General features: G+C 71.9%; 16 protein-coding genes. 5 read left to right on the top strand and 11 right to left on the bottom strand.

Features of this window, described 5'->3' with window-relative positions; genetic code table 11:
• Positions 1-117: 117 nt before the first annotated feature.
• The 5 genes from ACZ4UU_RS40360 to ACZ4UU_RS40340 all read right to left on the bottom strand — a co-directional run bounded on the left by ACZ4UU_RS40360 (position 118) and on the right by ACZ4UU_RS40340 (position 4,896).
• Entirely contained in the window at positions 118-1,476 is a 1,359-nt protein-coding gene (locus ACZ4UU_RS40360; protein WP_471908407.1) for an ABC transporter substrate-binding protein, read from the bottom strand.
• Positions 1,477-1,493: 17 nt separating this feature from the next.
• Complete coding sequence (locus ACZ4UU_RS40355) at positions 1,494-2,357, bottom strand: bestrophin-like domain (RefSeq protein ID WP_471908453.1); 864 nt, start codon at positions 2,355-2,357, stop codon at positions 1,494-1,496.
• 117 nt (positions 2,358-2,474) lie between these two features.
• Positions 2,475-3,284, bottom strand: coding sequence for a class I SAM-dependent methyltransferase (locus ACZ4UU_RS40350; RefSeq protein WP_471908406.1), 810 nt, complete (start codon positions 3,282-3,284; stop codon positions 2,475-2,477).
• Positions 3,285-3,286: 2 nt separating this feature from the next.
• A complete protein-coding gene (locus ACZ4UU_RS40345) occupies positions 3,287-4,213 on the bottom strand; it encodes a carbohydrate kinase family protein (RefSeq protein WP_471908405.1) in 927 nt (308 codons plus the stop codon).
• Positions 4,210-4,896, bottom strand: a complete 687-nt coding sequence (locus ACZ4UU_RS40340) for a class II aldolase/adducin family protein (RefSeq protein WP_471908404.1) — start codon at positions 4,894-4,896, stop codon at positions 4,210-4,212. The genes ACZ4UU_RS40345 and ACZ4UU_RS40340 overlap by 4 nt, the downstream gene beginning before the upstream one ends.
• Positions 4,897-4,954: 58 nt before the next feature.
• Between ACZ4UU_RS40340 and ACZ4UU_RS40335 the strand changes: the two genes are divergently transcribed.
• Both ACZ4UU_RS40335 and ACZ4UU_RS40330 read left to right on the top strand, forming a co-directional pair.
• The gene (locus ACZ4UU_RS40335; RefSeq protein WP_471908403.1) at positions 4,955-5,620 is read left to right on the top strand and encodes a TetR/AcrR family transcriptional regulator; all 666 of its coding nucleotides are present in this window, start codon (positions 4,955-4,957) and stop codon (positions 5,618-5,620) included.
• A gap of 4 nt (positions 5,621-5,624) precedes the next feature.
• Positions 5,625-6,386, top strand: coding sequence for a YqjF family protein (locus ACZ4UU_RS40330; RefSeq protein ID WP_471908402.1), 762 nt, complete (start codon positions 5,625-5,627; stop codon positions 6,384-6,386).
• Between the two features lie 149 nt (positions 6,387-6,535).
• On the opposite strand, the gene ACZ4UU_RS40325 is transcribed toward ACZ4UU_RS40330, so the two are convergent.
• The 3 genes from ACZ4UU_RS40325 to ACZ4UU_RS40315 form a co-directional block, all read right to left on the bottom strand.
• A complete protein-coding gene (locus ACZ4UU_RS40325) occupies positions 6,536-8,488 on the bottom strand; it encodes a DUF1996 domain-containing protein (protein ID WP_471908452.1) in 1,953 nt (650 codons plus the stop codon).
• Positions 8,489-8,710: 222 nt separating this feature from the next.
• A complete protein-coding gene (locus ACZ4UU_RS40320; RefSeq protein ID WP_471908401.1) occupies positions 8,711-9,163 on the bottom strand; it encodes a flavodoxin family protein in 453 nt (150 codons plus the stop codon).
• Positions 9,164-9,221: 58 nt separating this feature from the next.
• Complete coding sequence (locus ACZ4UU_RS40315) at positions 9,222-9,920, bottom strand: anti-sigma factor antagonist (protein WP_471908400.1); 699 nt, start codon at positions 9,918-9,920, stop codon at positions 9,222-9,224.
• Positions 9,921-10,114: 194 nt separating this feature from the next.
• Between ACZ4UU_RS40315 and ACZ4UU_RS40310 the strand changes: the two genes are divergently transcribed.
• A complete protein-coding gene (locus ACZ4UU_RS40310; protein ID WP_471908399.1) occupies positions 10,115-10,483 on the top strand; it encodes a helix-turn-helix transcriptional regulator in 369 nt (122 codons plus the stop codon).
• 55 nt (positions 10,484-10,538) lie between these two features.
• On the opposite strand, the gene ACZ4UU_RS40305 is transcribed toward ACZ4UU_RS40310, so the two are convergent.
• Both ACZ4UU_RS40305 and ACZ4UU_RS40300 read right to left on the bottom strand, forming a co-directional pair.
• Positions 10,539-11,420, bottom strand: a complete 882-nt coding sequence (locus ACZ4UU_RS40305; protein WP_471908398.1) for a YegS/Rv2252/BmrU family lipid kinase — start codon at positions 11,418-11,420, stop codon at positions 10,539-10,541.
• Between the two features lie 79 nt (positions 11,421-11,499).
• On the bottom strand, positions 11,500-13,092 hold the full coding sequence (locus ACZ4UU_RS40300; protein WP_471908451.1) for an FAD-binding oxidoreductase: 1,593 nt from the start codon (positions 13,090-13,092) through the stop codon (positions 11,500-11,502).
• Positions 13,093-13,165: 73 nt separating this feature from the next.
• Here ACZ4UU_RS40300 and ACZ4UU_RS40295 point away from each other — a divergent pair, with 73 nt between their 5' ends.
• Both ACZ4UU_RS40295 and ACZ4UU_RS40290 read left to right on the top strand, forming a co-directional pair.
• Positions 13,166-13,765, top strand: a complete 600-nt coding sequence (locus tag ACZ4UU_RS40295) for a TetR/AcrR family transcriptional regulator (RefSeq protein WP_471908397.1) — start codon at positions 13,166-13,168, stop codon at positions 13,763-13,765.
• A complete protein-coding gene (locus ACZ4UU_RS40290) occupies positions 13,762-15,375 on the top strand; it encodes a glycerol-3-phosphate dehydrogenase/oxidase (protein ID WP_471908396.1) in 1,614 nt (537 codons plus the stop codon). Before ACZ4UU_RS40295 ends, ACZ4UU_RS40290 begins: the two co-directional genes overlap by 4 nt.
• A 16-nt stretch (positions 15,376-15,391) precedes the next feature.
• Here ACZ4UU_RS40290 and ACZ4UU_RS40285 read toward each other — a convergent pair whose 3' ends face one another.
• On the bottom strand, positions 15,392-16,033 hold the full coding sequence (locus ACZ4UU_RS40285) for a class I SAM-dependent methyltransferase (RefSeq protein WP_471908395.1): 642 nt from the start codon (positions 16,031-16,033) through the stop codon (positions 15,392-15,394).
• Positions 16,034-16,077: the final 44 nt, after the last annotated feature.

The raw sequence follows: 16,077 nt of genomic DNA, 5'->3' as shown, positions 1-16,077 counted from the left end.
CTACCCAGCCACCAGCGCGCTGACGGACCCGATTCCGGCCGCAAGGTAATACACAGGGCGGAACGCTGTACAGAGGCTCTCGTTCTCGCCCCCCGCCCCCGGGTCCCACAGCCTGTCCTACTCCAGATAACCACCACCCTCGACCACATCCCGCGCGAAGACCTGGGACCTGGCGAGCGCCTCGTCGACGGACTGGCGGCCCGCGATGGCCGCGGAGATCTCGGCGGAGACGCGGTTGCCGAGCCCCGCGTACTCCGGGATGCCGACGTAGGACATGCCGACCCAGGGCTGTTCGTGGAGGCCGGGGTGGGTCGGGTTCACGGCGTCGAGTGCGTCGAGGGCCGGTCGGACGAACGGCCGGGTGGCCTTCCGGTACTGGGGCAACTCGTAGGTGGACAGTCGGCCGCCGGGTGGCACCCGGACCCAGCCGAGTCTCTTCCCGTACAGCTTCTGGTAGCGCTTGGACGTCGCCCAGGAGACGAACTCCCATGCCGCGTGCGGATTCCTCGCGGTGACCGGGATCGCCAGGGACCAGGCCCACAGCCACCCTGAGTGCGCCGTGCTCATCACCGGCGCGGGTGCGTAGCCGAGTTTGCCGGCGACCTTGCTGTGGCGGGGGTCCTCGAGACTGCCGGCGAGGGCTGTGCTGTCGTACCACATGGCCGCCCTGCCCTGGCGCATGGTCGCCAGGCACTCGGCGGGCCCGGATTCGGCGGCGCGGGGCTGGCCGTGGCGGCGGATCAGGTCGACGTAGAAACGCACCGCCGCCTTCGTCTCGGGGGAGGTGAGCCGGGGGTTCCAGTGCTCGTCGTACCAGCGGCCTCCGAAGGTGAGGATCACCGTGTTCAACGGCATCAGGAGGTTGCCCCAGCCGGGGCCGCCGCGCAGGCAGATCCCGGCGACGCCGTGCCCGGGGTCGTGCAGTTTCGCCGCCAGGGCGGCGACCTGCGGCCAGGTCGGTTTCGTCGGCATGGTCAGGTCGGCCTTCGCCAAGAGGTCCTTGCGGTACATGAGGAAGGACGACTCGCCGTAGTACGGCACGGCGTACTGGCCGCCGTTGTACGACAGCGACTTGCGCACCGTGGGGATGAAGTCCCCCATGTCGTAGTCGCCTTGGGCGGCGTATCCGTCGAGGCGGGTCAGCCATCCTCGCGACGCCCAGATCGGGGCCTCGTACGGGCCGATGGCGACGACGTCGTAGTGGCCGGCCTCGGAGGCGATGTCCTTGGGCACCCGTTCCCGCAGGGTGTTCTCGGGCAGGAACACGAAGTCGACGTGTGTGTCGGGGTGTTGTCGCTCGAAGTCGTCGACGAGCTTGTCGACGTCGCGCATGAAGTCGACCGCCGCCACCGTGATCGTCGTGCGTTCCCGGTCCGGGGACGTGTTCGCGCAGGCGGTCGGGGCCAGGCTGAGGAGGATGATCAGGGCCGCCGTCACTGCGGTACGGGTCAGGCGTGTACGGCGTTCGCCCGGCATCGGTGCTCCCGGTTTCCTCACTCGGGGAGTTGCTCCGAGCTGGCGAACGAGACGTAGTCGGACACGTTCAGGAGGCAGCCCGGGACGCGGTCGGCCGTGGAGGCGCCGAAGTAGGTGCCGACCTGCTTCTCGCCGTCGGCGGGGACTCCCATTCCCTTGGTGAGGGCGACCGTCCAGGGTTTGGGTGGGATCGAGTTGCTGTCCTGGAGGGGGAAGTCCAGGGCGACGATCAGGGACAGGAAGACGCCGATGAAGAGCGACAGGAGGCCGGTGATGGCCAGGTGGTCGATCATTCTGACGCCGACGAGCGCCCAGGTCGCCGCGATGGTCACGGTCGCGCCGAGGAACAGGACGACGTAGAGAACGGGCAACAACCCGATCTCCACCTCTCCCTGTCGTTCACGGCGAAGGTTGTTGTAGTCGTTGAACGCTTCCAGCATGACGGACTGGGCGTTGGATTCCTGGGCATTTCGCGGCTCGTAGAACATGAGCGATTCGAACACCGCGTCCAGCCTGCCCTGGTCCTCCTCGATCTCGCCCTGCCTCTGCTTCGGCCAGACGTCGTCGATCACGTTCTCGGCGTAATTGCGCATCTGCGACTGGAGCCTGCATCGGCGGCTGTTGGGAAAGGACTGTGCGGCGCGATAGACGGTGGTGAGCTGTGACGCCTCCTGGTTCACCAGCCGTTTCACCTCCACGTAGTGGTCGTACGCGCCGACCGCGACCAGTCCGACCAGCAGCGCGTAGAAGACCCCCACGACCTCGACCAGGAAGGTGACACGGTCATTGTGTTCGGAATCGTCTTCGAATCTCCGGCGAATCCAGGGGCGTGCGAGCAGTCCGCTCGCCCCGAATGCGAGAAATCCTCCGGCCAAAGCCACGGCCTGGGCCCAGGTCGGTACATGCAAGAATCCCGATGCCACGACTCAGAGATGCCCTGGCTTCGTCGCGGCTACGCCGGGAAGGTCCATGTCGACCCGAACGGTGACGCGTACTGCTCAGCGGCGCGCTCGGGCGAGCAGGGCCATGTGGGGCAGCGCCAGTCGGCCGCTTTGGTCGGCGAACTCCGCGCTGAGAAGGTCGAAGTGGCGCTTGATCTCCGCACGCGTCCGGGGTGTCTGGCTCTGCACGATCCGGCCTCCGCAGGCCACGCCCGCCGCGGGACCGGTCCACCACTCGGCGGCGTCGGTGTGGTGGTCCCAGCGCAGGGTCTCGCAGGCCGCCTCGCGCAGTCCTGCCGCCGTCATCAGGCCGGTCAGGCCGCTCTCGTCGCGGGAGAAGTCGTCCTCGGGGGCCAGTCCCGCGGGCAGTTGCGGTGGACGTACCGCGCCCGCCGCCCGGATCGCGCGGCCGAGCAGCGTCTGGCCCGGTGCCGGCGGAGCCGCCCAGATCGTCAGGGCGATCCGGCCGTTCGGTGCGATGACGCGGCGCAGTTCGGCGAGGGCGACCTTGGGCCGCCCCACGTGGTTCAGCACGAAGTTGGCCACCACGGCATCGAACTCACCGTCGCTGAAAGGGAGTTCGGGGAGCACCGCCAGGCGGACGTCGGCCGTCGGTACGGCCCGTGCGGCCAGCTCGACCATGGTCGGCTCCGCGTCCACGGCGGTGACCTTGGCGCCGCGGGCACTTGCGGCGGCCGCGACCGTACCCGGTCCCGTGCCCACGTCCAGCACCCGCACGTCAGGCCCGACGCGAGCGGCGTCGAGCAGCCACGGTACCGGATGGGCACAGAGCCGGGCATAGCTGCGGGCGTAGGCGGCTGCTCGGCCGGCCCAGATCAGCCGCTCGCTCGCGTCGAAGTCCGTCATCGTCAGCGGGGCTTGTGGGCCGCGGCGAAGGCGTCGGCGGCGGCGAGGTCGAAGTCCCCGTGATCGCTGCCCAGGCCCTGGGCCACCAGGGCCGCCGCGGCGGAGCCGAGGACCGCCGAGTCGTACGGGGTGCGGCCCAGGCCCGTGCCGCGGACGAACCCGGCCGAGAACGCGTCGCCGCAGCCGGTGGTGTCCACGACGTCGATCGCGAAGGCGGGGACCTTCTCGGTGCCCTCCGGGGTGACCAGCAGGGCGCCGTCGCCGCCGCGGGTGACCGCGACGAGGCCGGCCCCGGCGGCGAGGAGCTTCTGCGCGCCCTTGACGAGGTCGTCCTCGCCGGTGAAGCCGAGGACCTGGTCCTCGTTGGGCAGCATGTGGTCGACGAAGGGCAGGAGGGACTCGATCTGCTCGAAGCTGCCGAGCGCGCCGGGCGCGAGAAGGTCCACCGAGGTGATCACGCCGTGTTCCTTGGCGTACGACAGGATGCGCGTGGCGGTGTCGGCGCCGATCAGTTCGGGGCCGCCGAGGTGGAGGTGGTCCGCTTCGGCGAGCGCGTCCCAGGGCACGTCGTCGGGGCCGTAGGTGATGTTGGCGCCGAGCAGGTGGAGTGAGGGCCGGTCGCCGTTGGGGCGGATCGGGAGGACGCTCGCGGAGGTGGGGGTGTCCGTGCGGCGGACCAGGAAGCGGGTGTCGATGCCGGCCGCGCCCAGGAGTTGGACCAGCATGTCGCCGGTGGGGTCGGATCCGATGGCGCCGGCGCTGCTGACCAAGGCGCCGAGTTTGGCGAGGGTGAGGGCAGTGCCGCCGGCCGTCCCGGCGGCGGTCATCCTGATGTCCTCGACCAGGGTGGCGCCCTGCCCCTCGGGTATGGCCTCGACCGGCCGCACCAGCACGTCCAGCACATGCACTCCCAGCGTGACGACCTTCATCGGTTTCCCTCCTGCACGGGTGGTACGGGGTGGGTGGTGCCGTAGTTCCGGGCGAGCGCCGCCTCGATCACCGCGAGTTGCTGTTGCTCGTCCAGGACCCGGGGCTCTCCGAGGGCGGCCGCGTGCTGGTACACCCCGCACGCCCACTCCAGGAGCAGCGCGTGCTCGACCGCCTTGTCCAGCGTGGGGGCGTGGGTGAGGGCTCCGTGGCTGGCCATGAGTGCGGCGCCGCGGCCCTCCAGCGCGGTCAGTACGGACTCGGCGAGTTCCGGGGTGCCGAAGGTGGCGTACGGGGCCACGCGCACCGAGCCGCCCAGGGTCAGCAACTGGTAGTGGATGCAGGGCAGTTCGTCGAGGACGCAGGAGAGTGCGGTCGCCAGCGGCGCGTGGGTGTGGACGACCGCGCCCGCGCCGTAACGGCGGTAGACGCCCAGGTGCAGGTCGAGTTCCGAGGTGGGTGCGAGCGTCCCGGCCACGACGTCTCCGTCGAGGTCCACGACGGTCACCTGGTCGGCCGTCAGTTCGGCGAGCACCGCGCCGGTCGCCGTGATCGCGACCCGGTCGTGGACCCGCATGCTGACGTTGCCGGCCGTGCCGATGAGCAGCCCCTCGGCCCCCAGTCGACGGCTCGCTTCGGCCACAGCGGCGCGCTCCTGACCCAGCGCCGAGCTTGAGTCGGTCATGTACGCGACGGTAACGTAAACCTGAAACAAAGTCACGTTCAGGTTTGGGAGGCGGCACATGGGCGATCCCGTCACGCAGCCGGGCGAGGGCGCCTGGCAGGTCGCCCTGCGCCGCACTCCGCAGCAGGCGCGCAGCAGGGCACGGCTGGCCCGCGTCCTGGAGGCCGCGGAGCGGGTCCTGGTCAGCGAGGGGGTCCAGGCCCTGACGACGACCCGTATCGCGGCGGAGGCGGAGGTCTCGGTCGGTTCGCTGTACCAGTACCTGCCCGACCGGGACGCGATCGTGGACGCCCTGGCGGCCGGCTACTTCGCCCGGCTGGAGAGCGCGATGGACGACCTGGTCCGGGCAGCGGAGGCCGAGCGGTGGGACGACCCGGTCGGTGTGCTCATCGACGCCTTCGCCGCGGTCTACCGGACCGAGCACGGCTTCAGGGCCCTGTGGTTCGGCAGCGGCCTGACCGAGCGGACCCGCGCCGCGGACCGTGCGCACAAACGCCGCATGGCGGACGGCGTCCGGCGCGTCCTGCTCGCTCTCGGCCTCGCCCGGGACGACGAGGCCCTCGCCCGTGCCTGCCATGCCGCGGTCCTCGCCGCCGACGCGCTCGCGCAGGAGGCGTTCCGTCGTGACCCCGTGGGCGACCCGGGCCTCCTCGACGAGGCCAAGTCGATGCTGCGCGGGTATCTGACCGGGGTCGCCGCCCGCTATCGGGGACTGCCATCCTGACCTGATGCCGAATCCCGCTCCCGTCACCCCGGACGCCCCCTCCGCGATAGGCTCGCCCCTGCTCACCCAGCAGTGGCTCGACCTCGCCTTCGTCCACTGGGCCGTCGAACCGGAGGACGTGGCGGGGCTGTTGCCGAGGGGGACCGTCCCGGACACGCATGACGGGGTCACGTACGTCGGGCTCGTCGCGTTCCGGATGCATCGGGTCGGCTGGCTGCGGCTGCCCGGGGTGCCGTATCTCGGGACGTTTCCCGAGACCAACGTGCGCCTGTACTCCGTGGACGCGCACGGACGGCGCGGCGTGGTGTTCCGGTCGATGGACGCCTCGCGGCTGATCCCGGTCGTGATGGGGCGCGTGGGCTTCCGGCTGCCGTACCTGTGGTCCCGGATGGCCGTCCGCAGGGCCGGCGACACCGTCACGTACACCAGCTCGCGCCGCTGGCCCGGTCCGCGCGGCGCTTCCAGTCGCATCACCGTACGGACCGGTGAACGCATCGAGGAACCCACCGGGTTGGAACACTTCCTCACCGCCCGCTGGGGCATGCACAACGCCTTCTTCGGCGGGCCCGAGCCGCTGGCGTACCTGCCCAACCACCACCCTCGCTGGCCGCTGTACCGCGCCGAGCTGATCACCTGCGAGGAGAACCTCGTGACGGCGGCCGGCCTGCCCGCCCCGAGCGGCGCCCCGGCCAGCGTCCTCTACTCCCCCGGCGTCCCGGTCCGCCTCGGTCGTCCGGCCCGCCCGGCGGGCATCCCCACGCCGTGATCCGCCGATCCGGGAACCTGCCGAAATCACCCCCCGACGGCGGCCTCGGCTGACGCCCCGGAAACCGAGAGGACCCGGACTGGAACGACCAGTCCGGGCCCCCAGGGGCACGTTTGGAGATCAGGTGCCGTCGTGGCGTCCGCTCACCGTCAGCCGGCGCGCCGCCTCGTGCGCATCAGCAGCAGGAAGCCGGCCATGAGGAGCACGGCTCCGGCCGCGGCCGGCCACAGCGTGGTGCCCGTCTCGGCGAGGTCACCGACCGCCTGCGGCTCCGTACCCGAACCGCCGCTGGACTGCTCGCCGCCCGCGGCGGGCTGCGTCTGCGCCGGAGTGCTGCCCGCGTCGGCACCGGCGCCGTCGTCCTTCGAGCCGTCCTGTGCCTGCGCGTCGGCGTCCGCGGTGGCCGACGGGGTGCCGTAGGCCTTGGGCGCCACCGTGCTCGACACGGTGGGCTTGTCGTCCTTCGCCGGGTCGGTCGCGGGCGTCTCGGCCTCGGGCTCGTCGGTCCTGGGCGCCTCGGGCGCGGGCGTCTGCGTGGCGGGCTGCTCGGTCGCCGGGGCGTCGGTCGGCTTGTCGCCCCCGTCGCCGGGCTCGGCGTCGTCGTCGGCCGGCGGGGTGGTGGGCGCCTCGGTCGGCGGCTGGGTCGGCTCCTCCTGGCCCGGGTCGCCGCCGTCGTCGGCGCCGACGCCGCACTCACGGCCCTCGTTGATGCAGTCGACCATCTCGCGCATCAGGTCCTCGTCGAAGACGTTGATGAAGTCGCCGTGGTCGGTGACCGGCTTGTGCAGCTGCTCGGGGAAGGAGTCCACCGCGAACAGCGGGGTGGTCCGGCCACCGTCCTTCAGGCTCGGCGCGTCGATGTCGTACACGATCCGCTGCACCAGCTGCGGGATGGGCTCGAAGCCGCTCGGGCAGCCGCCGTCGGCCGCCGCGAACGCCACGTGGGTGCGGTGGTTGGCGCTGTCGATGTTCTGACCGTCCCAGCAGCTCTGGAACTTGAAGGTGCGCACCACGTCGCTGCCCTGCGGACACAGCGGGTACTTGTCCTTCAGCTGCCGGTCCTCGAAGCCGGTGCAGCTCCAGGAGGCGTTGGCGTTGGCGGTGCCGTTGACGAACGCCTTGGCGTCGCCGGTGATGATGCGCAGCAGCCGCGGCATCTCGGTGACCTTCCCGCGCGGGTTGCCGACGAAGGTCAGCGTCACTTCCTTGGGGGTGACGATCTCGCCGGCGTTGCCCTCGATACCGCCGCCGGGCGAGTTGGCGTCCTGTTCCTGGGTGCCGTTCTGAAGGCGGATCACAGGCCAGTAGTACGTGGACTTGTCGCCCTGGTCGACGCAGGTCGTCTCGGCGTTCGCCAGGTCCTCGTCGCTGGCGAAGGCGTTGTTGGACTGGTTGCCGATGTAGTCGTGGAAGTGGTGGGCGCCGTTGGAGACGCCGGGCGCGGCGATGATGTTGTCGGAGTTGAACAGGCCGTTCTCGTTCACGCCGCAGCTGGTGGCGAAGGTGCCTCGGGAGGCGCCCTTCTGGAGGGCCGGGGCGGCCACGTTCGGCTGTACGGTCTTGATGTCCGCGAAGTCCGCGGCGACCGGGCCGTTGCCCGCCTGCCCGCCGTTGCCGGGCTGCTGCCCGCCCTGGTCCGCGCCGTCGCCCTCCTGGTTGTCGCCGCCGTTCTGGTCGTCGCCGTTCTGGTCGTCACCGGTGCCGTTGTCGGCGGCACGCAGGGTGCACGAGGCGAGGGCCTCCAGGCCCTGGGGCCGGTCCCCCGTGCGGTCGACGGCGATGGCGATCCGCTCGATCGTCGCGGCGCGCTTGTCCTTCAGCGGATCCATGATCGCGTTGTCGGCGAAGCCGGCGTCCTGCTGGATGGCCTGGGCCGACTTCTGCAACCGCTGGTAGGCGTCGGCGATCTGCTGGTCCAGGAGGGCGAGTTCCTTGGCGACGTCCTCCTTCGCCGTGTCGGGCACCGCCGTCAGTTCGCTGCCCACGTCCGGGCAGTCGATCGTGCCGGCCGGTGAGGACAGCGTCTTGACGGGGTCCGTGCCGCCGTCCTCGGTCGCGGAGGCATAGACGTTGGCCGCAACCAGGCCGCCGCCGCCCAACATCAGCGCGACCGCTGCAAAGGTCGCGCGCCGTGCGCCCGTGGGGCGTCTTCGCGTGCTGCGTCCCAAGGAAGTACTCCTACGCCTCGTGGTCGGTCAGGGCATGAAAATCCCCCGGTCCTATACGGAGACGGGCCGCGTGGTGTTCAAACGCCTCACGGATTCACAGAGATTTCTCACAGCGAGGGTAAACACGCTGGTGGGGACGGGGCGTTGCGTCCCAGGTCAGTCCATCAGGCCGGCGGCGAGCGTGGCTCCCAGCTCCCAGCACGCCTCGGTGTCGGTCTTGGCGGGTCCGCCCGTGACGGTCACCGGTTTCGCCGTGCGGCGCCAGCCGAGGCCCGTCGTGATCGACTCGATCGCGCGTACCGCCCCGGTGACGTCGCTGCCGCCGTGCACGTAGTAGCCGAAGGGCCGGCCCTGTGTGGCGTCCAGGCACGGGTAGTAGACCTGGTCGAAGAAATGCTTGAGGGCACCGGAGATGTAGCCGAGGTTCGCCGGGGTGCCGAGGAGGTAGCCGTCGGCGGCGAGCACGTCGGAGGCGGTGGCCGAAAGCGCCGGCCGCCTCACGACGTCGACGTTCTCGATCTCCGGCGCGGTCGCACCGGAGATGACGGCTTCGAGCAGGGCCTGGCAGTTGGGTGACGGTGTGTGATGCACGATCAGCAAGGTGGGCACATCCGAACCCTGCCGGTGCGCCGCCGCGCGACGCAACCCCGCCGTGCGGGGTGTCGCCTCACTCCTCGGGAGCCAGGGAGCCGACCCTGGCGACCGCGGCCGACAGATGTTCCTGCACCTCGTCGGGCAGGGCGTCGCCCTTGACCGCGGTGACGAGGTCGCCGGCGAGGGAGTGCAGTTTGGTGTTGGTGTTCTGGGAGGCCGTGACCAGGACCGTCCAGGCCTCGTCGGAGCTGAGGCTGAAGGAGGCCATGAGGATGCCGCGGGCCAGGTCGATGGTCGGCCGGGTCTGCATGGCCCTTCGCAGTTGGGCGACCTCGATCCGCAGATCCTGATGGTCGTCCTCGAAGGCTTCCTCGTCCGGGTCCCCGTCCTGGGCGGTGTCCCGGAACCGCACGGTTGTCGCCGCTTCCCCGTCCGGGGCCCCGCCGCCGAACAGCGGGCGCGTACCGGTCAGGGTGAGCAGGCGGTCGACCGCCGCACTGGAGGAGTGGACGACGACCGTCTTGGACCGCTCCAGGGCTCGGTGGCGCAGGTGGAGCAGGACGTTGAGGGTGGAGCAGTCGCAGAAGGAGACGTCCTCGAGATCCAGGTCGATGCCGCGGACCGAGCGGCTCAGGGCTTCGCGCAGGACGGCTCGGAAGCGCTCGCTGGCGTCGAGGTCGAGTTCCCCGGAGACCTTCACCAGCAGTCGGTCACCGTCCGGGCGGGAGGTGGTGACCAGCGCGTACAGCGGGCTCACCGCTGGTGTGCCCACGGTCGCACGATCGGCAGCACCCCCGTCCGGGGGTTGTGCAGAGGACGCGAGCTCCGGCATGACCGCCTCTCCCTCAGGTGCTGCTTCCCCGTCGTCCGTACCAGAGTGAACCCGAACGGCCGAACACGTCAACCGATACATGAAATGCAGTGCGTGTTTTTGTATACGTGAACACTCAGTCGTAGGGTTGGTCCATGGACGGAGTCCCTGAGCCGCACACTGGATGGACGTTCCTCACCAACCATGCCCGGGTGCTGGCGGCCATCGCCGACAATCCGAACGTGCGTATCCGGCACATCGCCGCGCACTGCCGCCTCACCGAGCGTGCCGTTCAGAAGATCATTTCTGATCTGGAGCGGGAGGGGTACCTGTCGCACACCCGCGAGGGGCGCACCAACACCTATCGGATCGAACCCACCAAGGTGCTGCGGCATCCCGCCGAGGCAGGACTGAAGGTGGCCGAGTTGCTCTCGCTCCTCGTCCAGGCCGAGGCCGATCGCGGCAACGTCACCTCGCAGCAGTTTCAGGCGGCGCGGCCGCGGATGCCGATGGACGGCAGTTGAGCGGCCGGGGCATGGCACATGACCCGGCCGCCGTCGAACGACCTGCGGGCCGGGGTCAGGACAGGACGCGCAGTGCTCCCGGCAGGACCCTGACCGTGACCGGGAGGGTCGCCTCGACCTCGCCGTCCGCTCCGTAGGGCACCGCGCGGTCGGCCGCGATACGGATCTCCTTGCCGCGCAGGATCCGGACCTGGGGGCGGTGCACGTGAGCGCCCGTCTTGAGGTCGTTCATCAGGGAGAAGAACAGCCGGCGCGGCGCCTCGCGGATCAGCACGATGTCGAGCAGACCGTCGTCCACGCGGGCGTCGGGGGCGATGTGGCGGCCGGAACCGTAGTAGCCGGAGTTGGCGGCCACGACCGTGTAGCCGGTGTGCAGGTGTTCCTGGCCGTCGACGGTGACCCGGTAGCGGGCTGCGCGCCAGGTGGTGACGGCGCGCAGACCGCCCGCGTAGTAGGAGGCGGCGCCGCGCAGCAGGGTGGCGTTGTTGGCGTGGCGGTTGGCCAGTGCGTCGACGCCGGCGTACACGCTGCCGAGGACCACCGTGCGGTGGTGGACGGCCGATTCGACCTCGATGGTGTCGACCCGCCGGGGCTCGTGGTGGAGCAGCACCTGCGCGAGGGCTTCCGGGTCGGTGGGCAGGTCCAGCGCCCGTGCGAAGTCGTTGCCGCGGCCGGCCGGGACGAGGCCGAGCAGGGCGTCCGTGCCGCTGAGGGCGCCACCGATGCCGCCGGCGATGCCGTCGCCGCCGACGGCGAGCACCACCCGGCCCCGCTCCCCGGCGTCCCGGGCGAGCTCCCGGGCGTGTTCGAGGCTGCGGCTGTACTCGGTCTCCAGGTCGGCCCCGGCCTCCCGCAGCGGCCGGGCCACCTCCAGCAGCGCGGCAGCTGAGGCGGATCCCCCCGCCGTGGGGTTGACGATGGCGGTGAACTGTCGCATCGATGTGCCTTTCGGGCCGACGGGAGGGCGCTGCCGGAGGCGGGCGGGTGGGCGGGTGGCTGAGCCGGTGGGGTGGGGTTCAGTCGAGGGGCAGCAGGACGCCGGGGTTGAGTACGCCCGCCGGGTCGAGCCGTCGTTTCACGGCACGCAGCGCCTCGACGCCCAGGGGGCCCGCCTCGCGGAGGTACCAGTCGCGGTGGTCGGTGCCCACGCCGTGGTGGTGGGTGATCGTGCCGCCCGCGCCGAGGATCGCCTCGTTGGCGGCGTGCTTGGCCCGCTCCCAGTGCGCCACCGGGTCGTCGCCCTGCGCCGATACGACGGTGAAGTACAGCGAGGCGCCGTTCTCGTAGACGTGGGAGATGTGGCACATGATCAGCGGCGGCGTGCCGGCCTCGGTGAGCGTGGCGGTGAGGGCGTCACGGACGGACGCGTACAGCTCGGGAACGCGTGACCAGAACGTCGCCGTCTCCAGTGTCTCCGCGAACGCCCCCGCGTCCAACAGGGCGTCCCTGAGGTAGGGGGCCGAGTAGCGGCCGTGCGCCCAGCGCTGTCCCGGTTCCGCACCCAGCGGGGTGCCGCCGCAGTCGCGCAGAACGGCCGCGGCAAGCTCCCTGCGGTGGGCGGTGTCCTCGTGCGTGCCTTCGTAGCCGGTGATCGCCATGCATCCGGCCGCGGACTCCGGGCCGGCGCCGATCGCGTCGGGCTGGGCGAGGCCGACGAGGGTCTCGGTCTCGTCGGACAGCCGCAGCACCGTGGGGCGCGGGCCGTCCTGGGCGAGGCGGCGCAGCGCGGCGGCACCTTCCTCGAAGGAGGCGAAGCGCCAGCCCTCGTACACACGTGTCTCGGGCACGGGACGGATCCGGACCGTGACGGACGTGATGACGCCGAACGCCCCTTCCGAACCGAGCAGGAGCTGGCGCAGGTCGGGGCCGGCCGCCGAGCGCGGGGCCCGGCCCGCGTCGATGGTGCCCTCGGGGGTGGCGAGGGTCAGGCCGAGGACCATCTCGTCGAAGCGGCCGTAGCCGGCGGAGGCCTGGCCGCTGGAGCGGGTGGCGGCGAATCCGCCGATGGTGGCCCACTCGTAGGACTGGGGGAAGTGGCCGAGGGTGAAGCCGTGTTCGGTCAGCAGTGCCTCGGCCTCGGGAGCGCGCAGGCCGGGCGCCAGGGTGGCGGTGCGCGAGACCGGGTCGAGGGCGAACAGCTGGTTCATGCGGCGCAGGTCCAGGGCGACGAAGGGGCCGCGGCGGCCGGGGGCGAGACCGCCGACGACGGACGTGCCGCCGCCGAACGGGACCACCGGCAGGTCGTGTTCGGCGCAGACGCGCAGAACGGCGAGCACCTCGTCGTGGTCGGCGGGGAGGACGACGGCCTCGGGAAGGTCGTCGACCTCGCCGTCGCGGATCCGCAGCAGGTCGGGGGTGGACTTGCCGCGCGTGTGCCGGATGCGGCTCTCGGCGTCGGTGCGGACGTGCTCCTCACCGCCGACCGCGGTGAACAGGGCCTGGCGTGCGGCGGGTTCGAGTCGCGGCTCGGGTACGGCGATGTCCTCGAGGGCGATCGGCGCGGCGGTGCGCGGCTTGACGCCGAGCAGATCGCGCAGCAGCCCGGTCACGGTCTCGGGCAGCGGCGCCGCCTTGGCCGGGTCGCCCCAGCCGCTCCACAGCATGTCCATGGCTGTCGTCCTCACCGGTCGATTCGAGCGATGCCGTGTCCCGGACGGCCTCGCAGGCGTTACACTGTGACACATGACGCCTATTCGTCACAACCACTCGGACGGCGACGCGGTGCTCGACGCGGTGCGCGACTGCGTCCTGGCCGTCGGAGTCCGCCGTACGACGCTGACCGACGTGGCCCGCCGCGCCGGGGTCTCCCGGATGACGCTGTACCGCCGGTGGCCCGATGTGCGTTCCCTGGTGGGCGACCTGATGACGCGGGAGTGGGTCGCGGTCGCCACCGGGGCCATGCCCGAGCGGCGGCCCGGGGCGGACGCGCGGGGTCTGATCGTGGACGGGCTGGTGGCCGGGGTGGGGGCCTTCCGCGCCCATCCGCTCTTCCGGAAGATCGTCGACGTCGATCCGGAACTGCTCCTCCCCTACGTCCTCGACCGCCGTGGCGCGAGCCAGGAGGCGCTCATCGCGCTGCTGGCCGACGCCGTGCGCGAAGGCCACGCCGACGGCTCGGTGCGCGCCGGTCATGTCGAACGGCAGGCGCGGGCCCTGCTGCTGATCGTCCAGTCCTTCACGCTGTCCCTGCGGACCATGACCGACGAGGACGACGCCGACCTGAGCAGTGAGGCCTTCCTGGCGGAGCTGCGCAGCATCCTGGAAAGGACCCTCACGCCATGAGCCCCGCCACTCCCCCGGTCCCCGGCTCCACTCCCACTGCGGCTCCCGGGTCGTCGCTGTCCGCCGCCCGGCGCTCGCGCGAACTCGCCGAGACCGTCGGCGGTCCCGCCGTGGACGTCCTGGTCGTCGGGCTGGGTGCGACCGGCGCCGGGGCCGCGCTGGACGCCGCGGCCCGCGGGCTGACGGTGGCCGCCGTCGACGCCCACGACCTGGCCTTCGGCACCTCACGGTTCAGCAGCAAGCTCATCCACGGCGGGCTGCGCTATCTCGCCTCCGCCCAGCTCGACGTGGCCCACGAGAGCGCGGTCGAGCGGGGCGTGCTGATGGAGCGCACGGCACCGCATCTGGTCCGCGCCCAGCCCTTCGTGCTCCCGCTGACGCCGCTGGTCTCGCGCGGTCAGTCGGCGCTGGCCTGGGCCGGGTTCCGGGCCGGTGACACGCTGCGCCTCGCGGCCCGCACGGCCCGTGCCACCCTGCCCGCCCCGCGCCGGCTCTCCTCGGTGGAGACCCGGCACCTCGCCCCCGCCCTGCGCACCCAAGGCCTGCGCGGCGGCCTGCTGTCCTGGGACGGCCGGCTCACCGACGACGCCCGTCTGGTGACCGCGATCGCCCGCACCGCGGCCGCCCATGGCGCGCGGATCCTGACGCGGGTCAGGGCGCTGGAGCTGACCGGGTCCGGCGCCCGGGTACGGGACGAACTCACCGGCGAGGAGGGCGAGATCAGGGCCCGGGCCGTGATCAACGCGTCCGGCGTCTGGGCCGGCGATCTGGTGGATGGCATCCGGATCCGCCCCTCGCGCGGCACCCACCTCGTCCTGCGCTCCGACCGCCTCGGCCCCCTGCCCGCGGGGCTGCACGTGCCGGTCCCCGGCGAGACCAACCGCTTCGTCCTGGTGCTGCCGCAGGGCGACGGCCGGGTCTACGTCGGGCTCACCGACGAGCCCGTCGAGGGCGACATCCCCGAGGTTCCCGAAGTACCCGAGACGGACATCGGTTTCCTCCTCGACGTCCTCGGCTCCGTCCTGGACGTGCCGGTCCAACGCGACGACGTCGTCGGTGCGTTCGCCGGACTGCGCCCCCTGCTCGACACCACCCCGCAGGCGCGCTCCGGCGCCTCGCCGCGCACCTCCGACATCTCCCGTCGCCACGCGGTCCTCACCTCGCCTGACGGTGTGATCACCGTGGTCGGCGGCAAGCTCACCACCTACCGGCGCATGGCCGAGGACGCCGTCGACGCCGCCGTCACCACCCGCCGCCTCACCGCCGGCTCCTCGCCCACCGCCGGGCTCCCGCTCGTCGGCGCCGCGTCCCCCGGCACGCTCGGCTCCCTCCGGGCGCCGCGCCGTCTCGTCCAGCGTTACGGCACGGAAGCACCGGCCGTCCACGCCCTCGCCGCACGCGATGCCCGGCTGGGCGAACCCGTGCTGCCCGGGCATCCCGTCACCGGCGCCGAACTGCTGTGGGCCGTACGCCACGAAGGTGCCCTGGACGAGGGCGATCTGCTGGACCGGCGGACCCGGATCGGGCTGGTGCCGGCCGATCGCGCGGCAGCGCTGGACGCCGTGCGCGACGTGCTGGGCGAGCTGTCGGCGCAGGTGGGTGAGGCGTAGGCGGCAGCGGCGTGCGTCAGGCGGCGCCGCCGCGCCGCAAGCGCCATACGTGGTTGTCCCGGAAGCCTTCCACGCCCTCGGGCGACACGCTCGCGCTGCGCACCGTGTCCAGTGTCTCCACGGTCCAGTCGCTCTCCGGCAGGACGAGGTCGTCGAGGACGCCGCGCAGTGTCGGGAACTCGGCCTCGAAGGGCGGTTCGGTCTGCCACGACGGCCAGTTGGCGTGCATGACGAGGAGCAGGGTGCCGCCCGCGGTGACGGCCCCGGCGGCCTGACGCAGGATCAGCCGCTGGTCGAGGGCTACCGGCGACTGGAGGAACTGGGCGTTGACCAGGTCGAAGGAGCCCTCCGGGAACGTCTCTCCCAGCTCGTGGCGCTCCCACGCGGTACGGTCGCTCACACCGGCCTCGGCGGCGTGCCCGGCGGCGCGCTCCAGCGCGGTGTGCGAGATGTCGACGCCGGTGACCTGCCAGCCGCGCGAGGCGAGCCACACCGCGTCGGCGCCCTCGCCGCAGCCGAGGTCGAGTGCGGTGCCCGGCACAAGGTGGGAGGCCTCGCGGACGAGGAGCGCGTTGGGGCGGCCGCTCCAGAGCCGGCCGCCGTCGCGGTAGCGGGTCTCCCAGAACTCGGCGGCCTTCAGGGCAGGGGTCTCGGTCATGACGTCTCCCGGTGCGCAGGTGTGGTTGCGTTCACGCTGAAGAA

This window comes from Streptomyces sp. NPDC028907 (genome assembly GCF_055564995.1).
The sequence above is the reverse complement of the archived record's forward strand: the minus strand, read 5'-3'. Positions and strand labels throughout refer to the sequence as shown.